At 32.4% G+C, this 15,526-nt stretch carries 15 protein-coding genes; 4 read left to right on the top strand and 11 right to left on the bottom strand.

From position 1 onward, the window contains the following. Positions 1 to 69: 69 nt before the first annotated feature. From WA340_RS10165 to dnaK, 10 genes are all read right to left on the bottom strand, one after another. Entirely contained in the window at positions 70 to 408 is a 339-nt protein-coding gene (locus tag WA340_RS10165) for a DUF2853 family protein (RefSeq protein WP_106678042.1), read from the bottom strand. Between the two features lie 124 nt (positions 409 to 532). Further along, complete coding sequence (gene menD, locus WA340_RS10160; protein WP_336128882.1) at positions 533 to 2,281, bottom strand: 2-succinyl-5-enolpyruvyl-6-hydroxy-3-cyclohexene-1-carboxylic-acid synthase; 1,749 nt, start codon at positions 2,279 to 2,281, stop codon at positions 533 to 535. Between the two features lie 62 nt (positions 2,282 to 2,343). Beyond that, positions 2,344 to 3,468, bottom strand: a complete 1,125-nt coding sequence (locus WA340_RS10155) for a chorismate-binding protein (RefSeq protein ID WP_336128880.1) — start codon at positions 3,466 to 3,468, stop codon at positions 2,344 to 2,346. Positions 3,469 to 3,471: 3 nt separating this feature from the next. Beyond that, entirely contained in the window at positions 3,472 to 3,894 is a 423-nt protein-coding gene (locus WA340_RS10150) for a PaaI family thioesterase (RefSeq protein WP_270005168.1), read from the bottom strand. A gap of 46 nt (positions 3,895 to 3,940) precedes the next feature. Beyond that, positions 3,941 to 5,215, bottom strand: a complete 1,275-nt coding sequence (locus WA340_RS10145) for a hypothetical protein (protein ID WP_336128877.1) — start codon at positions 5,213 to 5,215, stop codon at positions 3,941 to 3,943. 82 nt (positions 5,216 to 5,297) lie between these two features. Continuing rightward, positions 5,298 to 5,918, bottom strand: a complete 621-nt coding sequence (locus WA340_RS10140) for a YiiX/YebB-like N1pC/P60 family cysteine hydrolase (RefSeq protein ID WP_336128876.1) — start codon at positions 5,916 to 5,918, stop codon at positions 5,298 to 5,300. A gap of 1 nt (position 5,919) precedes the next feature. Further along, a complete protein-coding gene (locus WA340_RS10135) occupies positions 5,920 to 6,864 on the bottom strand; it encodes an NAD(P)H-dependent flavin oxidoreductase (protein WP_336128874.1) in 945 nt (314 codons plus the stop codon). A gap of 57 nt (positions 6,865 to 6,921) precedes the next feature. Next, on the bottom strand, positions 6,922 to 8,151 hold the full coding sequence (locus WA340_RS10130; protein WP_336128872.1) for a class I SAM-dependent rRNA methyltransferase: 1,230 nt from the start codon (positions 8,149 to 8,151) through the stop codon (positions 6,922 to 6,924). A gap of 124 nt (positions 8,152 to 8,275) precedes the next feature. Further along, positions 8,276 to 9,271 carry an LLM class flavin-dependent oxidoreductase gene (locus tag WA340_RS10125; protein ID WP_336128870.1) on the bottom strand — a complete coding sequence of 332 codons (996 nt, stop codon included), beginning with the start codon at positions 9,269 to 9,271 and terminating at the stop codon, positions 8,276 to 8,278. Between the two features lie 74 nt (positions 9,272 to 9,345). Further along, positions 9,346 to 11,256, bottom strand: a complete 1,911-nt coding sequence (gene dnaK / locus WA340_RS10120; RefSeq protein WP_336128868.1) for a molecular chaperone DnaK — start codon at positions 11,254 to 11,256, stop codon at positions 9,346 to 9,348. Positions 11,257 to 11,443: 187 nt separating this feature from the next. Here dnaK and WA340_RS10115 point away from each other — a divergent pair, with 187 nt between their 5' ends. Beyond that, a complete protein-coding gene (locus WA340_RS10115; protein WP_336128867.1) occupies positions 11,444 to 12,865 on the top strand; it encodes an L-serine ammonia-lyase in 1,422 nt (473 codons plus the stop codon). 142 nt (positions 12,866 to 13,007) lie between these two features. Here the strand turns inward: WA340_RS10115 and WA340_RS10110 are convergent, their stop codons facing one another. Continuing rightward, positions 13,008 to 13,376 (bottom strand): nuclear transport factor 2 family protein, encoded by a 369-nt coding sequence (locus WA340_RS10110; protein WP_336129226.1) that lies wholly within the window; start codon positions 13,374 to 13,376, stop codon positions 13,008 to 13,010. A 181-nt stretch (positions 13,377 to 13,557) separates the two neighbouring features. Between WA340_RS10110 and panB the strand changes: the two genes are divergently transcribed. Genes panB through WA340_RS10095 form a run of 3 tightly spaced genes read left to right on the top strand, consistent with a single transcriptional unit; the run spans position 13,558 to position 15,500 of the window. Then, complete coding sequence (gene panB / locus WA340_RS10105) at positions 13,558 to 14,376, top strand: 3-methyl-2-oxobutanoate hydroxymethyltransferase (protein ID WP_304144454.1); 819 nt, start codon at positions 13,558 to 13,560, stop codon at positions 14,374 to 14,376. Between the two features lie 48 nt (positions 14,377 to 14,424). Next, entirely contained in the window at positions 14,425 to 14,775 is a 351-nt protein-coding gene (locus WA340_RS10100; RefSeq protein WP_336128865.1) for a four helix bundle protein, read from the top strand. 20 nt (positions 14,776 to 14,795) lie between these two features. Further along, positions 14,796 to 15,500, top strand: a complete 705-nt coding sequence (locus tag WA340_RS10095; RefSeq protein WP_336128863.1) for an RluA family pseudouridine synthase — start codon at positions 14,796 to 14,798, stop codon at positions 15,498 to 15,500. Positions 15,501 to 15,526 lie beyond the last annotated feature (26 nt).

Here is a 15,526-nt window from a genome sequence, read left to right as displayed (position 1 = left end):
TTGCAAATGTAAGCATATAAAAAAAGCGTTACAGAAATGTGTAACGCTTTTTTTAATATTTTTTATCTATTAGTATACAGATTCTTTATTAAAATGTTTAGTTAATAAGTAGTATACAACAGCTCTATATTTATTTCTGTTAGATTTACCGTAAGTTTCCATAACAGCATCTATTGCTTTATCTAATTCTGGCCCATCATTTAAACCTAATTTTTTAATTAAAAAATTGTTTTTTACTGTATCTAATTCAGATTGATCAGATCCAGAAACAGTTGCTGCATCTGCATTGTAAATTGATGGTCCGCAACCTATCGTTACTTTTGTTAACAAATCCATATCAGGATTTACACCACATTTATCTTTTAAATCTGCTGCATATTTAGTAATTAATTCATCGCGTTTACTCATAATAATAACTTTTTATAGATTAATGTTTTTAGCTACTTTAAAGGTACAATTTTTTGATTTACTATAATTACTTACTATTAATAAATATAACAAATACGATAAAAGGTGTTTTTTTACGATAAAATTATTTTACAGCTTTAAAGTAATTAAGTAAAACATCATCATTTTGGGTAGATGGTGTAAAAATTTCTAACAACTTTGGTTTGTTTGATGGTTCATAAAATTTTGATAAAGCTTCATTTAACTCAAATTCATCTTTAGTTCTTTCATATTCAAAATTGTACATTTTACAAAGATGTTCTGCTGTTAAATGATGTTTGGTTTCAAAATAATAATCAAAATTAGCAGTGTTTTTATGACCTGGAAGAATTCTAAAAATTCCACCACCTTCATTATTTATAACAATAATCCTGAAGTTTTTTGGGATGTAGTTGTTCCACAAGGCATTACTATCATAAAAGAAAGATAAATCTCCTGTAATAAAAAGTGTTGGTTTTGTATTACCTATCGCTGCTCCAATTGCTGTACTTGTACTACCGTCTATACCACTTGTTCCTCTATTACAAAATACTTCTAAAGTAGGATTGACATCAAATAACTGTAAATATCTAATTGTAGAGCTGTTACTTACTTGAAGTTGCCAATTATTTGGTACAGTATTTAAAATAGAATGAAATGCTTTAAAATCTGTAAATTCTATTTTATTTAAGTAATCAATATGATTTTTTCTACGATTTTCTAATTGTGATAACCAAAATGAAGCATATTTACTTTGATTAGCAATAGTTAGTGGTAAAAAAGCATTAAAAAATGAATTTATATTTTGTTTAAAGACTTTATCTAGAACAAAAAATGTATCGTTAGCTTTATTTTTACCAACATGCCAATGGTGTTTTGGTTGATAATCTCTTAAAAAGCGTTTTATTTTTTTTGAAACTATTAAACCGCCAAATGTTAACACAATTTCTGGTTTTAAAACTTGAAATTCTTCAGGTGTTAACGCTGCTATTAATTTATCTATATTTGGTACAATCTTAGAATGATGAAGGTTTGATGTAGTTTCTGTCATAATCAAAACACTATCATCTTCTGCCAATTGGTTGATAAATTTTTGCTCTACAGAATTTGGGCTTAAAACACCTACTAAAACCAGTTTTCGATCTGCTTTATTCCAAATTTCAGCAAATGTTTGGTAATCGCTTTCAATTTCATCTTCAACATTAGGTTGTATCACTTTTGGATTAACCGTAAGTGCGTCTACTCTATCATAAAGTGGCTCGTCAAACGGAATATTAATGTGTACTGGACCTTCATTTTCTACAGCAATATTTATGGCTTTATTAATTTCCAATTCATTATAGTCTTGAATACTTTGTTGTAATCCTAAAAAGTTTTCTATCCTATTTTCAATACTTTTCATGATTGGTAAATCGTCTTGTGTATTAGATTTTTTTTCGTCTAAATCTAATTTTAAGTTTGCCGAATATTGAATGTGATTTTTATAGACATCTTCTTGATTAATCGTCTGTCCGTCACCAATACCAACCAAATATTTTGGTCGATCTGCACTTAAAACCACTAAAGGAATATGACTGTAAAAAGCTTCTGAAACTGCTGGATAATAATTTAATAAAGCACTACCAGACGTACAAACAACCGCAACTGGCGCATTAATTTGTTGTGCAATACCAAGAGCAAAAAATGCCGCACAACGCTCGTCTACAATGCTATAGCATTTAAAATAGTCGTCATGCGTAAAACCTATGGTTAACGGCGCATTACGACTACCTGGTGATAAAATAATATGTTGAATCTGTTTAGCTTTACAAAGCTGAACAACGGTCTGTGCTAAAGGAATTTTTGGGTACTTCATTCTACTTACAAAAATACGCAATTTTTAAGTCTAAATGAATTTGATTTTAAAAGAAATCTAGCTTAAAGTAAGCTTTTTATGGTTAAGCTTTTAGCAACGGTTTCTTCCCATTCTTTTTCTGGATTAGAATCTTTGGTAATTCCGCCACCAACGTAGATTAATGCTTGATTATTTTTTAGTTGAAGACAACGTAAATTAACAAATAAATTAGTGACAGTTTTAATGCTTTGGTAGGCATTATTTTCTACATTTTTACGGTTAGTATTTCTTGATTTTGTTTGCGTAAAATTAAGTTCGCCTAAAAAACCGGTATAAAACTCACGATTATAATTTTCATTTTTTAAAATGAAATCTTTTGCTGGTGCTTTTGGTAATCCACAAACGGCTGGCGTTGGATGTAACGCTTTTAAAACATTTTTAAAGTTGAAATTAGCTTTATCAAAAACTGCCGAAATTTTTGTTTGTAAGTGTAATAATTGACCAGCTTTTACCGTTTGTCGTTTTGTCGTGCTTACACTATTTACTAATGGTTTTAGGCTATCTACAATAAAATCGGTAACAAATTGCTGCTCTTCAATTTCTTTATTTTGCCAAGTTACATCGGTTGTATTTACATACGGTTGTGTACCTGCTAAAGACATTGTTTGTAATCGGTTACCTTCAATTTTCAATAACGTTTCTGGTGTTGCGCCTAACCATAAACCTACTTTTGGATGGTACCAACAATACACCATTGCAGTCTTATAGTTATTTAGCAACCTTTTAAATAATGAAATAGTTTCTAAACTATTAAATGGCGATTCTTCAACTCTGGAAGCGACTACTTTTTTAAAACTTTCGTTTTTAATTGCTTTTACAGCAGTTTCAACTAAATTAATATGAAATTGCTTTGCTTCCTCTCTATTTTCTAGATTGAGATTGGGTTGAGAATGTTCCGTTTCATCTAAAATTATTTCATCTTTAAATTCAATAATTTCACTTTCATTTAAAGGTAAAATAATGGCGTTTTCAATATTTTCAAATGGTGAAAACACAAAACCAGAATTAGTAAAATCTTGACAATAATTTAAAGCATCATTCTTTTGTAAAATAGCATAAACGCTAGTCTCATTTGGCTTACGATACGCTACAAATGGTAACTGATTTTCTAAACGATTTTGTAATTGATTGAAAAACGATTGCTGCATTAATTACTTCTTTTTTGGTAAAGAAATAGTTGACAATTTACAGATAGATATTAGGTTTTCATCTTGATCGGTAACTCTAATATCCAACAATTGCGTGGTACGACCTTTGTGTAAAAATGTTGCTTTTGCAAACACAAATCCTTCTCTAATACTTTTCACGTGATTTGCAGTAATTTCTAAGCCTCTAACCATTAAATTAGAGTCTGTAAAAATAACCGATGCAAAACTACCAACACTTTCTGCCAATGCTGCTGTTGCGCCACCATGTAACACACCATCTGGTTGATGTACCTTTGAAGTAACTGGCATTCTGGCAACTAAATAATCTGGTCCAAAATCTACCATTTCTATTTCTAAAGTTTCCATTAATGTATTTTTACTAGCTTTATTGGCTTGTGCTAGCACTTCTTCTTTTGTGTATTGCATTGTTATAATTTTGAGTTGTAAATTTACTAACTATTTTAGAAGAATTTTAATTATTACAGTCAAAACACTGTAATAATTTTTCAGGCAAATTAATGTCTTCCGAGCCTTTTAATGGTTGATTTACCAAACCTTTTTTATCAATTTCGGCTTTAAATTGCTTGGCATATTCTATTAAATGGTTACGTCTTGATTTTATTTTCGAGATGATTTCTTCTCCATCTATTTCTGCTATTTGTTTTGGCCAAACAGACAACGATTGTTCTAAAACCTCATCGGTTAATAATTTTTGAAGCTGTTTTGCTTGCTCAACAAATAATTCTTCGGACGTATTTATAAGAAAATATTGATCAAAAGGATAGACTAATCCTGGCATAAAATTTATTTCTGATGTAAATGGTCTTAATTCTGGAACTACATTTTTATCTGAAAGTATGGTTGGTAAAACGCCATCTACACTAAAAAAAGCATTGTCCCTATCTCCTGCAATTGGAATAGCTTTTAGCACTTTTTTTTCTTGTTTTACAATCCAGCCCCATTGTTTGGTATGTCTGTCCCAATCGCCAATTAATAAATCAAAAAGACGGACACGAATCAATGCTTTTTTATCTACAGTAAGTTGTTCTGGTTGTTCTAATTTTAGCTCTTGTAAATCGTCTGTATCTAATATTTCAATTACATTATTTTCTTTTGTCCAATTGGTTTTGCTTTCGGTTTCATATTCTAAAAGGAATAATCTATTTCCGTATTTATCATTATAATTATCTAGTGTTTTCTGTTTAGGAACAAAAACTAATTTAGGTTTTGTGTGATGTACTTTGGCGTGTTCTGCTAATTTTGCCACCAAAATAGCTGCGTAAGGATGTTGTGCCGAAATACCATCTACCACAATATTTTCTAATCCTAAAGTTTTTGCAAATTCCGGAATTAATGCTTCTGGATCTTTATTAACGCTACGTAACGTTAATTCGATATCATTTTTGGTTTTTAATTTTAAAGAATGGGTTTGCTTACCGCCACCTTCTTTTTCTATAGTAACGCCACCAAATAATGTATCTAAATACATAACTGGCACTTTTACAGGTGTTGACCAAGCTTTACGGTATTGCTCGCCTTGCATTAGTTTTTTAACCTTATCTGCTTGATACAAATCACTTGCTGCTACTAACACAGAATCTTTAGTTTTAAAATCTACTGAATTGATATTTTTAATATTAATTAATTCTGATTTTTCAAAGACTTGATCTGTAGAAGATGTTGACCAATACAATAAGCCTATAAAGATTATAAGTACAATGATAAGAAGATAGAAAAAGCGTTTCATTAAGATTTTTAGTTGGTTTTCTACAAGTTACAAAACTTAAAAATCCTTAAAGAATCTATCAAGAAAATTAATATTTTATTAACTAGTCTCTAAAACTTTCTACCAAAGTTAGTTGGTTGTTATTAGCCATTCCGTTTGGATTACAACCTAACTTACCTTCAGGAATTTCGATATTTAATGCTTTATAATGACTAATCCAACCTTCGTGAAATTTATTGGTTTTTGGATCTTTAAACGTCATTGGTTCTAGTTGAAATACTTGATGATCCTTGAAAGCTTCGTAGACAAATTCTGAACAATAATAACCTTCATCTTCAAAAATGTAAGTGGTATTGTATGGCTGACCAAGCAATGCTTTTGCGTTACTAATAGCTTTTGAAGCTTCAGCAGATTCAAGCTGATTTATACGGTAAACATCTGCAAAATACGTTGTAGAATCTTCTGGTTGTAAAAACACTTGTAACGATTGAATTACAACACCTAAATCGGCATCAGAATGAATGACTTTTACCGAATCATTTTCAATAAAACAAATACCCATATGCGTATAATTAGTCACTTTTTGAGTTTGGGTGACTTCATTTATAGCTTCAGAAAGTTGACTAATTGAAATAGGTTCTCTAAAAATAACATCACCAGTTTTTATAGTCTCTTTTTTTGCACAAGAGACTATTAAAACTAGGATTAAGCATAAGTATTTCATCTTAAACTAAATTTGCAATAATGTCTTTTACAGGCAAAATTTCTTTTGTGTGTTCTATACTTGGACCTGCAACCCAAACCGTTTTGTAAGTTGCTTTTTTAGCTGCTTTTTCGGTAGCTTTCATTCCTATTGAAAAACGAATCATTTTTACCCATTTTTTCAATTTTTTATTCTTGTTTAACAGGTTTTCTATCCAAGTAGCTTTTGTACCAATCTTTTTAACATAAGGTGTATTAATGACGGTACATGGTGTACCTGAAATACGCTCGGTCATTACTATGTCTTTTGCGCCATAATCTACGCAAGCTTGTTTATATTCATCTGTAACACCAGCTTCTACTGAGGCTATAAACGGACTTCCAACTGATACGCCAACAGCACCATAACTTAACATTTTATCAATATCTGCCTTACAGCCAACGCCACCAGCAGAGATTACAGGTATATTTAAATTATTTTTTAAAGTTGAAATTAATTCTTCTGGTGAAATATTTCCTCTATGTCCGCCAGCTTCATTATTTACTGCAACAACAGCATCTGCACCTAAACTTTCTACTTTTTGGGCAAAACGTAAATCGGTAATATCACAAAAGACTTTTATACCGACTTTGTGAGCATGTTCTATCGTTTCTTTTGGGTTACCTAAAGACGTTAAAATAAAATCACAACCTTCTTCGCATAATACATCTAATTGAGCTTTAGCTTTAGGGTTTGACTTGTTTACAATTAAGTTAAAACCAAATGCGCCACCTTCAGGCTTACTAGCTTTAAGTTCTTTTATTGCTGCTCTTAATTCCTCTAAAGTACGATAGTTTAATGCTGGTATACATCCAGCAATACCAGAATTCATTGCTTCTTTAACCATTGCAACGTTAGACACCAAAAACATTGGCGCCATAATAATAGGATGTTTTATATTAAGTAGTTCTGTTAGTTTAGTTTGCATTTTGTTATAATTTAGAAAGTCTAAATATACAAAAATATTATGCACGCATAACACTTTTTAGTTTTGAAATCTATAGTAACCACATTTTAGGTATTCTCCTTCTGGAAAGGTTACAGGATGATCAATGTCATGTCCAGTTTTTAAAATTAGGTTGAAAATTCTATTACTGTCTAATAACACTTGTTTATTTATATCGAAAAACGCTTGAGGAACAACTCTAGAAGAGCATGAGGCTAAAACTAATAGTCCTTTTTTAGCAGTAAGTTGTTCTCCTAATTGGGCTAATTGTGCGTATTTCTTTTTAGCTAAATCTATTTCTGACGCTTGTTTTGCAAAACTTGGAGGATCTATAACAACTACGTCAAACGTTTTCTTGTCTTTAATAAGTTGTTTAAGCGCTTCAAAAGCATCACCTGCAATGGTTTTATGTGTACCAATATAATCGTTTAATTTTCCGTTTTGAACAGCAACTTCCAGCGCTTGTTTACTTATATCTAAACTGGTTACTTCTTTTGCGCCATTATACAATGCATGTACCGAAAATCCGCCAGCATAACTAAACACATCCAAAACGGTTTTGTTTTTACTCCACTCGCCTACTTGTTTTCTATTAGCACGATGATCTAAAAAATAACCTGTTTTGTGACCTTTAATAACGTGAGCTGAAAATTTTACGTCGTGTTCAACAAATTCTACCACTTCATTATGTAATTCGCCATAAATAACATCGCCATCTTTTAATTGGTGATTAGATGAATTTTCCAGACTTCGGCTTAATCTAACAACTACAATTTCTGCATTAGAAATTTGTTGTAAACTTGGAATAATAGTTTCTATGTAAGGTAGCCAGATTTCAGAATATAATTTAACGACCAAGACTTTGTCATACACATCTGCAATTAACCCAGGAAATCCATCATTTTCGCCAAACAATAAGCGGTAACTATTAGTATTGGTTTGCAATAACGGTTGCCTTAATGCAAATGCGTTTTCTATTTTATGATGAAAAAAAGCTGAGTTGACTTCAATCTTTTCTTGAGAATTATGAATGATTTTAATACGTATAGGCGAATTAGCATCAAACAAACCTAATGCAATAACTTTGTTTTTGTTTTTACTGAATATAATGGCTAAATCACCAGTTTTAGCATCTTCATTAATCTTAACAATACTGTTAGAAAATACCCAAGGATGACCTTTTACCACAAACTGTTCTCCTCTTGCATTTAATTTTACAGCAAGGCGTTTAGGTTGATACGTTGATTGAATTTTGGGTGAAAATGGCATATATAATTTTTATATAAAAGTAAGTGTTTGAAAATAAAAAAAACAATCAAGCAGATGATTGTTTTTTACATAATATGTGTTGAGTTTCGTAAAATTCAATAGATAAACACAGAAAATAAAAACCTTATAACTCCTGCATGATTTCAGAAAAAATACGATATGACGCAACCCTATCTTGATGGTCGTAAATATGCGAAACAGCAATTAACTCATCTACTTTGGTATCTTCTAAAAATTGCTTTGTTTTAGATTTTACTGTATCCTTATCTCCTATAAAGCTATAATGTGTCATTTGCTGTACTTTAGGATGGTTAATAACATCTCGCATTTCTGGTGTTATAAGACTTGGAGCTTTTACATAATCGATATTTCCTGTAAGTACACCCAAAATCATTTGATACATTGATGACGATAACGTATCTGCCATCTCATTAGTTTCGGCTGCAATTACACCAATTCCTGCCATAGTATAGGGTGTTTTTAAATATGCAGAAGGCTTAAAGTTTTGACGATAAATGTTTAGAGCTTCTTTTAACTGTGCTGGTGCAAAGTGACTAGCAAACACATAAGGCAGTCCTTTTTTTGCAGCAACATAAGCACTATCTGTACTAGAACCCAATATATATAACGGCACATGTACACCTTCCGAAACATATGAACGAACTTTACCTCTGTAAGAACTTGTGAAAAAATTCTGAATTCGACTCACTTCATCAGGAAATTGATATACAGCTGTCATTCTATCAGACCTGATAGCTTGAGCTGTTTCCTGATCGGTTCCTGGAGCACGACCTAAACCCAAATCAATTCGATTAGGATATAAGTTACCTAAAGTACCAAACTGTTCTGCAACAATTAGTGGCGAATGATTAGGCAACATAATACCACCAGAACCAACACGTATTTTTTCTGTACCTCCTGCAATGTGAGCAATTAACACTGAAGTTGCTGAACTTGCAATACTTTTCATATTATGATGTTCGGCAAGCCAAAAACGATGATATCCCATTTTTTCAGCTTGTTGTGCTAAATCTAAACTGTTAGCAAAAGTATCTTGAATGGTAGTATTTTCTGCTACAGTAGCCAATTCTAATATAGAATAAGGAATTTGTGTTTTCATATTTTTTTGGGATAAAAAAGCGCAACCATGACTGATTGCGCTTTTTCAAATGTTATGATAATTATGCTTTATGCTTATTTCACTTCTTCGAAGTCTACGTCTTCAACGTCACTACCAGAGTCTGCTGCTTGACCTTGTGCGCCTGCACCTGCGTCTGTAGCACCAGCTGCTCCTTGTGCTTCTTGTTGTGCTTTGTACATTTCTTCGCTAGCAACTTTCCAAGCTTCGTTAATTTTTTCTAACGCTGGCTCGATTACTGCTAAATCTTTTGTTTCGTAAGCTTTTTTAAGTTCTTCTAAAGCATCTTCAATTGGCTTTTTCTTATCGTCTGATAATTTATCACCAAATTCTTTTAATTGTTTTTCCGTTTGGAAAATCATAGAATCTGCTTCGTTTAACTTCTTAGCACTTTCTGCTGCTTTTTTATCTGCTTCTGCATTTGCTTCAGCGTCAGCTTTCATCTTTTGGATTTCGTCTTCAGTTAAGCCAGAAGACGCTTCAATACGAATATCTTGAGATTTTCCTGTTGCCTTATCTGTTGCAGATACTTTAATAATACCATTAGCATCAATATCAAAAGTTACCTCAATTTGTGGTACACCTCTTTGTGCTGGTGGAATTCCGTCTAAGTGAAAACGTCCAATCGTTTTATTATCTGCCGCCATAGCACGTTCTCCTTGTAATACGTGGATTTCTACTGATGGCTGATTATCTGCTGCGGTAGAAAATACCTGAGATTTTTTTGTTGGTATTGTTGTATTTGCTTCGATTAACTTAGTAAATACGTTACCCATAGTCTCGATACCTAATGATAATGGTGTTACGTCTAATAATAATACGTCTTTTACATCTCCTGTTAATACACCTCCTTGTATTGCTGCTCCTAAAGATACAACCTCGTCTGGGTTTACACCTTTACTTGGCGCTTTACCAAAGAAACTTTCTACTGCTTTTTGTACTGCTGGAATACGTGTAGATCCACCAACTAAGATAATTTGGTCAATATCACTTTTACTTAATCCTGCAGATTTTAATGCAGACTCACATGGCTCTATAGTACGTTTTACTAAATCGTCTATTAATTGCTCAAATTTACTACGTGTTAATGTACGCACTAAGTGTTTTGGTCCGCTTGCTGTAGCTGTAATATATGGCAAATTGATTTCAGTTTGCTCAGAAGATGATAATTCTATCTTCGCTTTTTCTGAAGCTTCTTTTAAACGTTGTAAAGACATTGGATCTTTACGTAAGTCCATGTTTTCTTCAGCTTGAAACTCGTCTGCTAACCAGTTAATGATTTTTTCATCTACGTCATCACCACCTAAATGTGTATCTCCGTCTGTAGATAATACTTCAAAAACGCCATCTCCTAATTCTAATATAGATACGTCATGAGTACCACCACCAAAGTCAAATACTACAATTTTTTGATCTGTTCCTTTTTTGTCTAATCCATAAGCTAAAGCTGCTGCTGTAGGCTCGTTAATGATACGTCTAACTTTAAGACCTGCAATTTCTCCTGCTTCTTTAGTAGCTTGACGTTGGCTATCATTGAAGTAAGCTGGTACAGTAATTACTGCCTCACTTACATCTTGACCTAAGTAGTCTTCAGCTGTTTTTTTCATTTTTTGAAGTACCATTGCAGATAATTCTTGTGGTGTATATAAACGACCATCAATATCTACACGAGGTGTATCGTTATCACCTTTTACTACTGTATATGGCACACGTTCTGCTTCGTTTTTAGATTCAGAATATTTGTTACCCATAAAACGTTTAATAGAATAAACTGTTTTTGTTGGGTTTGTTACTGCTTGACGTTTTGCTGGATCACCAACTTTTATCTCTCCGCCTTCAACAAAAGCGATAACAGAAGGTGTAGTACGCTTACCTTCTGCGTTAGGGATAACTACAGGTTCGTTACCTTCCATTACAGAAACGCAAGAGTTAGTTGTTCCTAAATCGATTCCAATAATCTTACTCATAATTTTATATAATTTATTTTTTTGTTGTGTTTTAAAAAACTTATTCGACGTCATTAAGTCAATTAATATGCCAAGACATTTTTACTGACATGATGTCATATTTCATGTTTTAAATATTATAAGTTTTAACAATTAAAGGAGACATAAAAATTCTATATTTGCTGCTCTAAAACGTTTTCGCAAGACTATGGAATGTATCTCGGTTTTTGATATGCTTAAAATTGGCGTAGGTCCATCAAGTTCTCACACTTTAGGACCTTGGCGTGCTGCCGAACGCTGGATTTATGAGCTAAAAGCAGATAACTTTTTTGATCGCATTATTAATGTAAAAGTTGACCTATATGGGTCATTATCTTTAACAGGAAAAGGTCATGCTACAGACTTAGCCGTTATGCTAGGTTTAAGTGGTGCAGACCCAGAACGTATACCTACAGATACTATTGACATTGTCATTGCATCTATCACTAACACGCACAAATTGGTTTTAAACAATGAGTTAGTGATTCCTTTTGAACCCGAAAAAGATATTGTGTTTAACCGTGAGTTTTTACCATTTCATGCAAACGGAATTAAGTTTACCGCTTACGCCGAAAATGAAACGCATGAGTCTACATTCTACTCTATTGGTGGCGGATTTGTGGTTAAAGAAGAACGTACTGTACATGAAGAAAATGTAGAACTGCTAAAAGAATTTCCTTATCCTGTTCACAAAGCAACTGAGTTACTAGAGTTTTGTCATAAAGAAAATCTTAGCATTTCTGAAATTGTACTTGAAAACGAAAGATCACTTCGCTCTGACGAAGAAATAGATTTTGAATTAAATCGCATTTGGCAAACCATGCTAGAATGTATGTTTATTGGTTGTCATACCGAAGGTAATCTTCCTGGTGGATTAAATGTAAGAAGACGTGCCTACGATACACACAAACGATTAAATATCGAAGTGCCTTACACAACACCACAAGAATGGTTAGAAAGCATAAGAGAAAGTGAAGTCAAATTTAGACAAATCCTTAAATGGGTTAGCTGTTTTGCTTTAGCCGTAAACGAAGTTAATGCGTCTTTAGGTCGTGTGGTTACAGCACCAACCAACGGAAGCGCAGGTGTTATTCCTGCTGTTTTGATGTATTATATGGTTATTGAAAATCATGATGGCGATTTTAACGACATTAAGCGTTTTCTTTTAGTAGCAAGTGAAATTGGAAGCATCTTTAAAAAAGGCGCAACAATTAGTGCTGCTATGGGCGGATGCCAAGCTGAAATTGGCGTATCTTCTGCTATGGCTGCTGGTGCTTTAACCGAGTTACTTGGTGGTACACCAGAACAAGTCATGATTGCTGCAGAAATTGCAATGGAACATCATTTAGGTCTAACCTGCGATCCTATTGGTGGATTAGTACAAATACCATGTATTGAACGAAATAGTATGGGCGCAATAAAAGCCATAAATGCTGCCGAATTAGCTTTAGATACAGATCCTAAAAACGTAAAAGTACCACTAGACAAAGTAGTAGATACCATGTGGGAAACTGCTAAGGATATGCATACCAAATATAAAGAAACCAGCGAAGGTGGTTTAGCGGTTAGAGTAAGTTTATCTGATTGTTAGCTTCGACTACGCTCAGCTTCCAGTTTTTCGATTACGTTTTGGTTATCTATTTTGGATATATTATTATTTTCTTGTCTGGTCGAGCGCAGTCGAGACCTAAAAAATAACCTCTCGACTGCGCTCGAGGAGACATTAAGTTTAATTATTCTTCACAATCTTTACGTCTGGTATCTACTAAAAAGAAGATTTTCCAAACATTATCAACTTTAATTAGTTGAAATGAATTAACACCACAATGACTAAACTGGTCGTTAAACCAAAACTGGTAAGGTGTCCAAGCGTTTGCCATATTTCCGTCAATTTTAATATCAAAACTCAATAGCTTTTCTTCAAATTTTTGATTTTTAGGAATTGATAAAATTGAAGTTATAAATTTTGAATAGTCTTCGGTATGCAAAATGGTTTTTCCTTCTCTATTTGTCGCTATCGTTTGTAACGTTACATCTTTATAAACCACTTGATTTAATAGTGTAGAATCCTGTTTATGAAAACCTTCAAAAAAAGTTTCGATAGTTTTTTGTACTTCAGCTTCACTTTGCGAAAAGTTTCAACAGAAATTAATAGCAAAAAAACATAAAAAATTGATTTCATCTTAGATATAATTTATTGTAAATATAAGATTTTCAACTAAAAGAAAAATTTAGCAATACGCCTTAATTTTAGTACTTTTACAGTCTATCAAATTAAAAATTATGTCTACCGCAAAAAAAGAATATAAGAGAGTTACTGTAAAAACATTAGTCGATATGAAGGCTAATAACGAAAAAATTTCTATGCTAACCGCTTACGATTATACTATGGCTACTATCGTAGATGGCGCTGGTGTAGACGTAATTTTAGTTGGTGATTCTGCAAGTAATGTAATGGCTGGTCATGAAACTACATTACCAATTACTCTTGATCAAATGATTTACCATGCCTCTTCTGTAATTCGTGCTGTAAAACGTGCATTAGTAGTGGTAGATTTACCGTTTGGAACTTACCAAAGTGATCCTAAAGAAGCCTTAAGATCTGCTATTAGAATTATGAAAGAATCTGGCGGACATGCGGTAAAACTTGAAGGTGGAAAAGAAGTAAAAGAATCTATTAAACGTATAATTAACGCTGGTATACCTGTAATGGGACATTTAGGACTAATGCCACAATCTATCTATAAATTTGGTACTTATACGGTAAGAGCTAAAGAAGAATTTGAAGCTGAAAAACTAAAATCTGATGCTTTAATGTTAGAAAAAGCTGGTTGTTTTGCTATTGTTCTAGAAAAAATCCCTGCTACATTAGCTAAAGAAGTTGCAGAAAGTGTGTCAATTCCTGTAATTGGTATAGGTGCTGGTAATGGTGTAGATGGTCAAGTATTAGTTCTTCACGATATGATTGGCATGACCCATGAGTTTAATCCAAGATTTTTACGCCGCTATATGAATCTTTATGACGATATGACTTCTGCAATATCTCAATATGTGGATGATGTAAAGTCGGTTGATTTTCCTAGTGAGAGGGAACAGTATTGATATATATTACTGGATTGTTAGATTGTTAGATTAATTAGATTACTATTTATGCATAGATTTAAGGATTTAGAAATTTGGAAACGTAGTAGAGTTTTTTGCTCTGCTATTTATAAAGTCACTTCAAACTTTCCTGAATCTGAAAAATTCGGGCTAACAAATCAATTAAGGCGAGCTGCTGTATCAATTCCATCTAACATTGCAGAAGGTTCTTCAAGAAAATCAAATAAAGATTTTGCTAGATTTTTACAAATAACATTAGGTTCTACTTTTGAAATTGAAACTCAACTTCTAATAGCTTTTGATTTAAAGTTTATTTCAGATGAAGATTTAGAATCCTTATTAAAGGAATTAAATTCAATAATCAAAATGACTTCAAAGTTTAATACTTCTTTAAACTAATCTAAAAATCTAATCATCTAGTGATCCAAAAATCGAAACATCTATCCAACAAAAACAATCTTCAAGTTATATACGAAGACAACCATATAATTGTGGTTAATAAACGTGCTGGAGATATTGTGCAAGGTGATAAAACTGGTGATAAACCATTAAGCGATGTAGTCAAGTCGTATTTAAAAGATAAATATAATAAGCCCGGAAATGTCTATTTAGGAACGGTTCATCGATTAGACAGACCTACTTCTGGATTGGTAATTTTCTCTAAAACTAGTAAAGCATTACCAAGATTAAACAAGATGTTTGCGACTAAAGATATCACAAAAACGTATTGGGCTTTAGTTAAAAATAAACCCAAAAAAGATTCAGATAGACTTGTACATTGGCTAAAAAAGAATCCTAAAAACAATAAATCTTACGCACATCAAACTGAAGTTAAAGACAGTAAAAAAGCTATATTAAGTTATCAAATTATAAAAAAACTAGATAATTTCTACTTATTAGAAGTTACTTTAGAAACAGGTAGACACCATCAAATTCGCACTCAATTATCCACTATTGGTTGCCCAATAAAAGGCGATTTAAAATATGGTTATAGCAGAAGCAACAAAGATGCTAGTATAAGTCTACATGCCAGAAATATTAAATTTATTCATCCTGTATCTAAAGAAGAATTAGATATTACAGCACCATTACCAAAAGATCCTGTTTGGGACGCCTGTATTTAGTTTAATAATTCTTATTTTTATTAAAA

This window comes from Mesoflavibacter sp. CH_XMU1422-2 (assembly GCF_037029245.1).
In the GTDB taxonomy this organism is placed as follows: domain Bacteria; phylum Bacteroidota; class Bacteroidia; order Flavobacteriales; family Flavobacteriaceae; genus Mesoflavibacter; species Mesoflavibacter zeaxanthinifaciens.
The sequence above is the reverse complement of the archived record's forward strand: the minus strand, read 5'-3'. Positions and strand labels throughout refer to the sequence as shown.

Coding starts and splice junctions, on each gene's coding strand:
- WA340_RS10165 (WP_106678042.1), bottom strand. CDS start 408: ATGAGTAAACGCGATGAATTAATTACTAAATATGCAGCAGATTTAAAA.
- menD (WP_336128882.1), bottom strand. CDS start 2,281: ATGAAGTACCCAAAAATTCCTTTAGCACAGACCGTTGTTCAGCTTTGT.
- WA340_RS10155 (WP_336128880.1), bottom strand. CDS start 3,468: ATGCAGCAATCGTTTTTCAATCAATTACAAAATCGTTTAGAAAATCAG.
- WA340_RS10150 (WP_270005168.1), bottom strand. CDS start 3,894: ATGCAATACACAAAAGAAGAAGTGCTAGCACAAGCCAATAAAGCTAGT.
- WA340_RS10145 (WP_336128877.1), bottom strand. CDS start 5,215: ATGAAACGCTTTTTCTATCTTCTTATCATTGTACTTATAATCTTTATA.
- WA340_RS10140 (WP_336128876.1), bottom strand. CDS start 5,918: ATGAAATACTTATGCTTAATCCTAGTTTTAATAGTCTCTTGTGCAAAA.
- WA340_RS10135 (WP_336128874.1), bottom strand. CDS start 6,864: ATGCAAACTAAACTAACAGAACTACTTAATATAAAACATCCTATTATT.
- WA340_RS10130 (WP_336128872.1), bottom strand. CDS start 8,151: ATGCCATTTTCACCCAAAATTCAATCAACGTATCAACCTAAACGCCTT.
- WA340_RS10125 (WP_336128870.1), bottom strand. CDS start 9,271: ATGAAAACACAAATTCCTTATTCTATATTAGAATTGGCTACTGTAGCA.
- dnaK (WP_336128868.1), bottom strand. CDS start 11,256: ATGAGTAAGATTATTGGAATCGATTTAGGAACAACTAACTCTTGCGTT.
- WA340_RS10115 (WP_336128867.1), top strand. CDS start 11,444: ATGGAATGTATCTCGGTTTTTGATATGCTTAAAATTGGCGTAGGTCCA.
- panB (WP_304144454.1), top strand. CDS start 13,558: ATGTCTACCGCAAAAAAAGAATATAAGAGAGTTACTGTAAAAACATTA.
- WA340_RS10100 (WP_336128865.1), top strand. CDS start 14,425: ATGCATAGATTTAAGGATTTAGAAATTTGGAAACGTAGTAGAGTTTTT.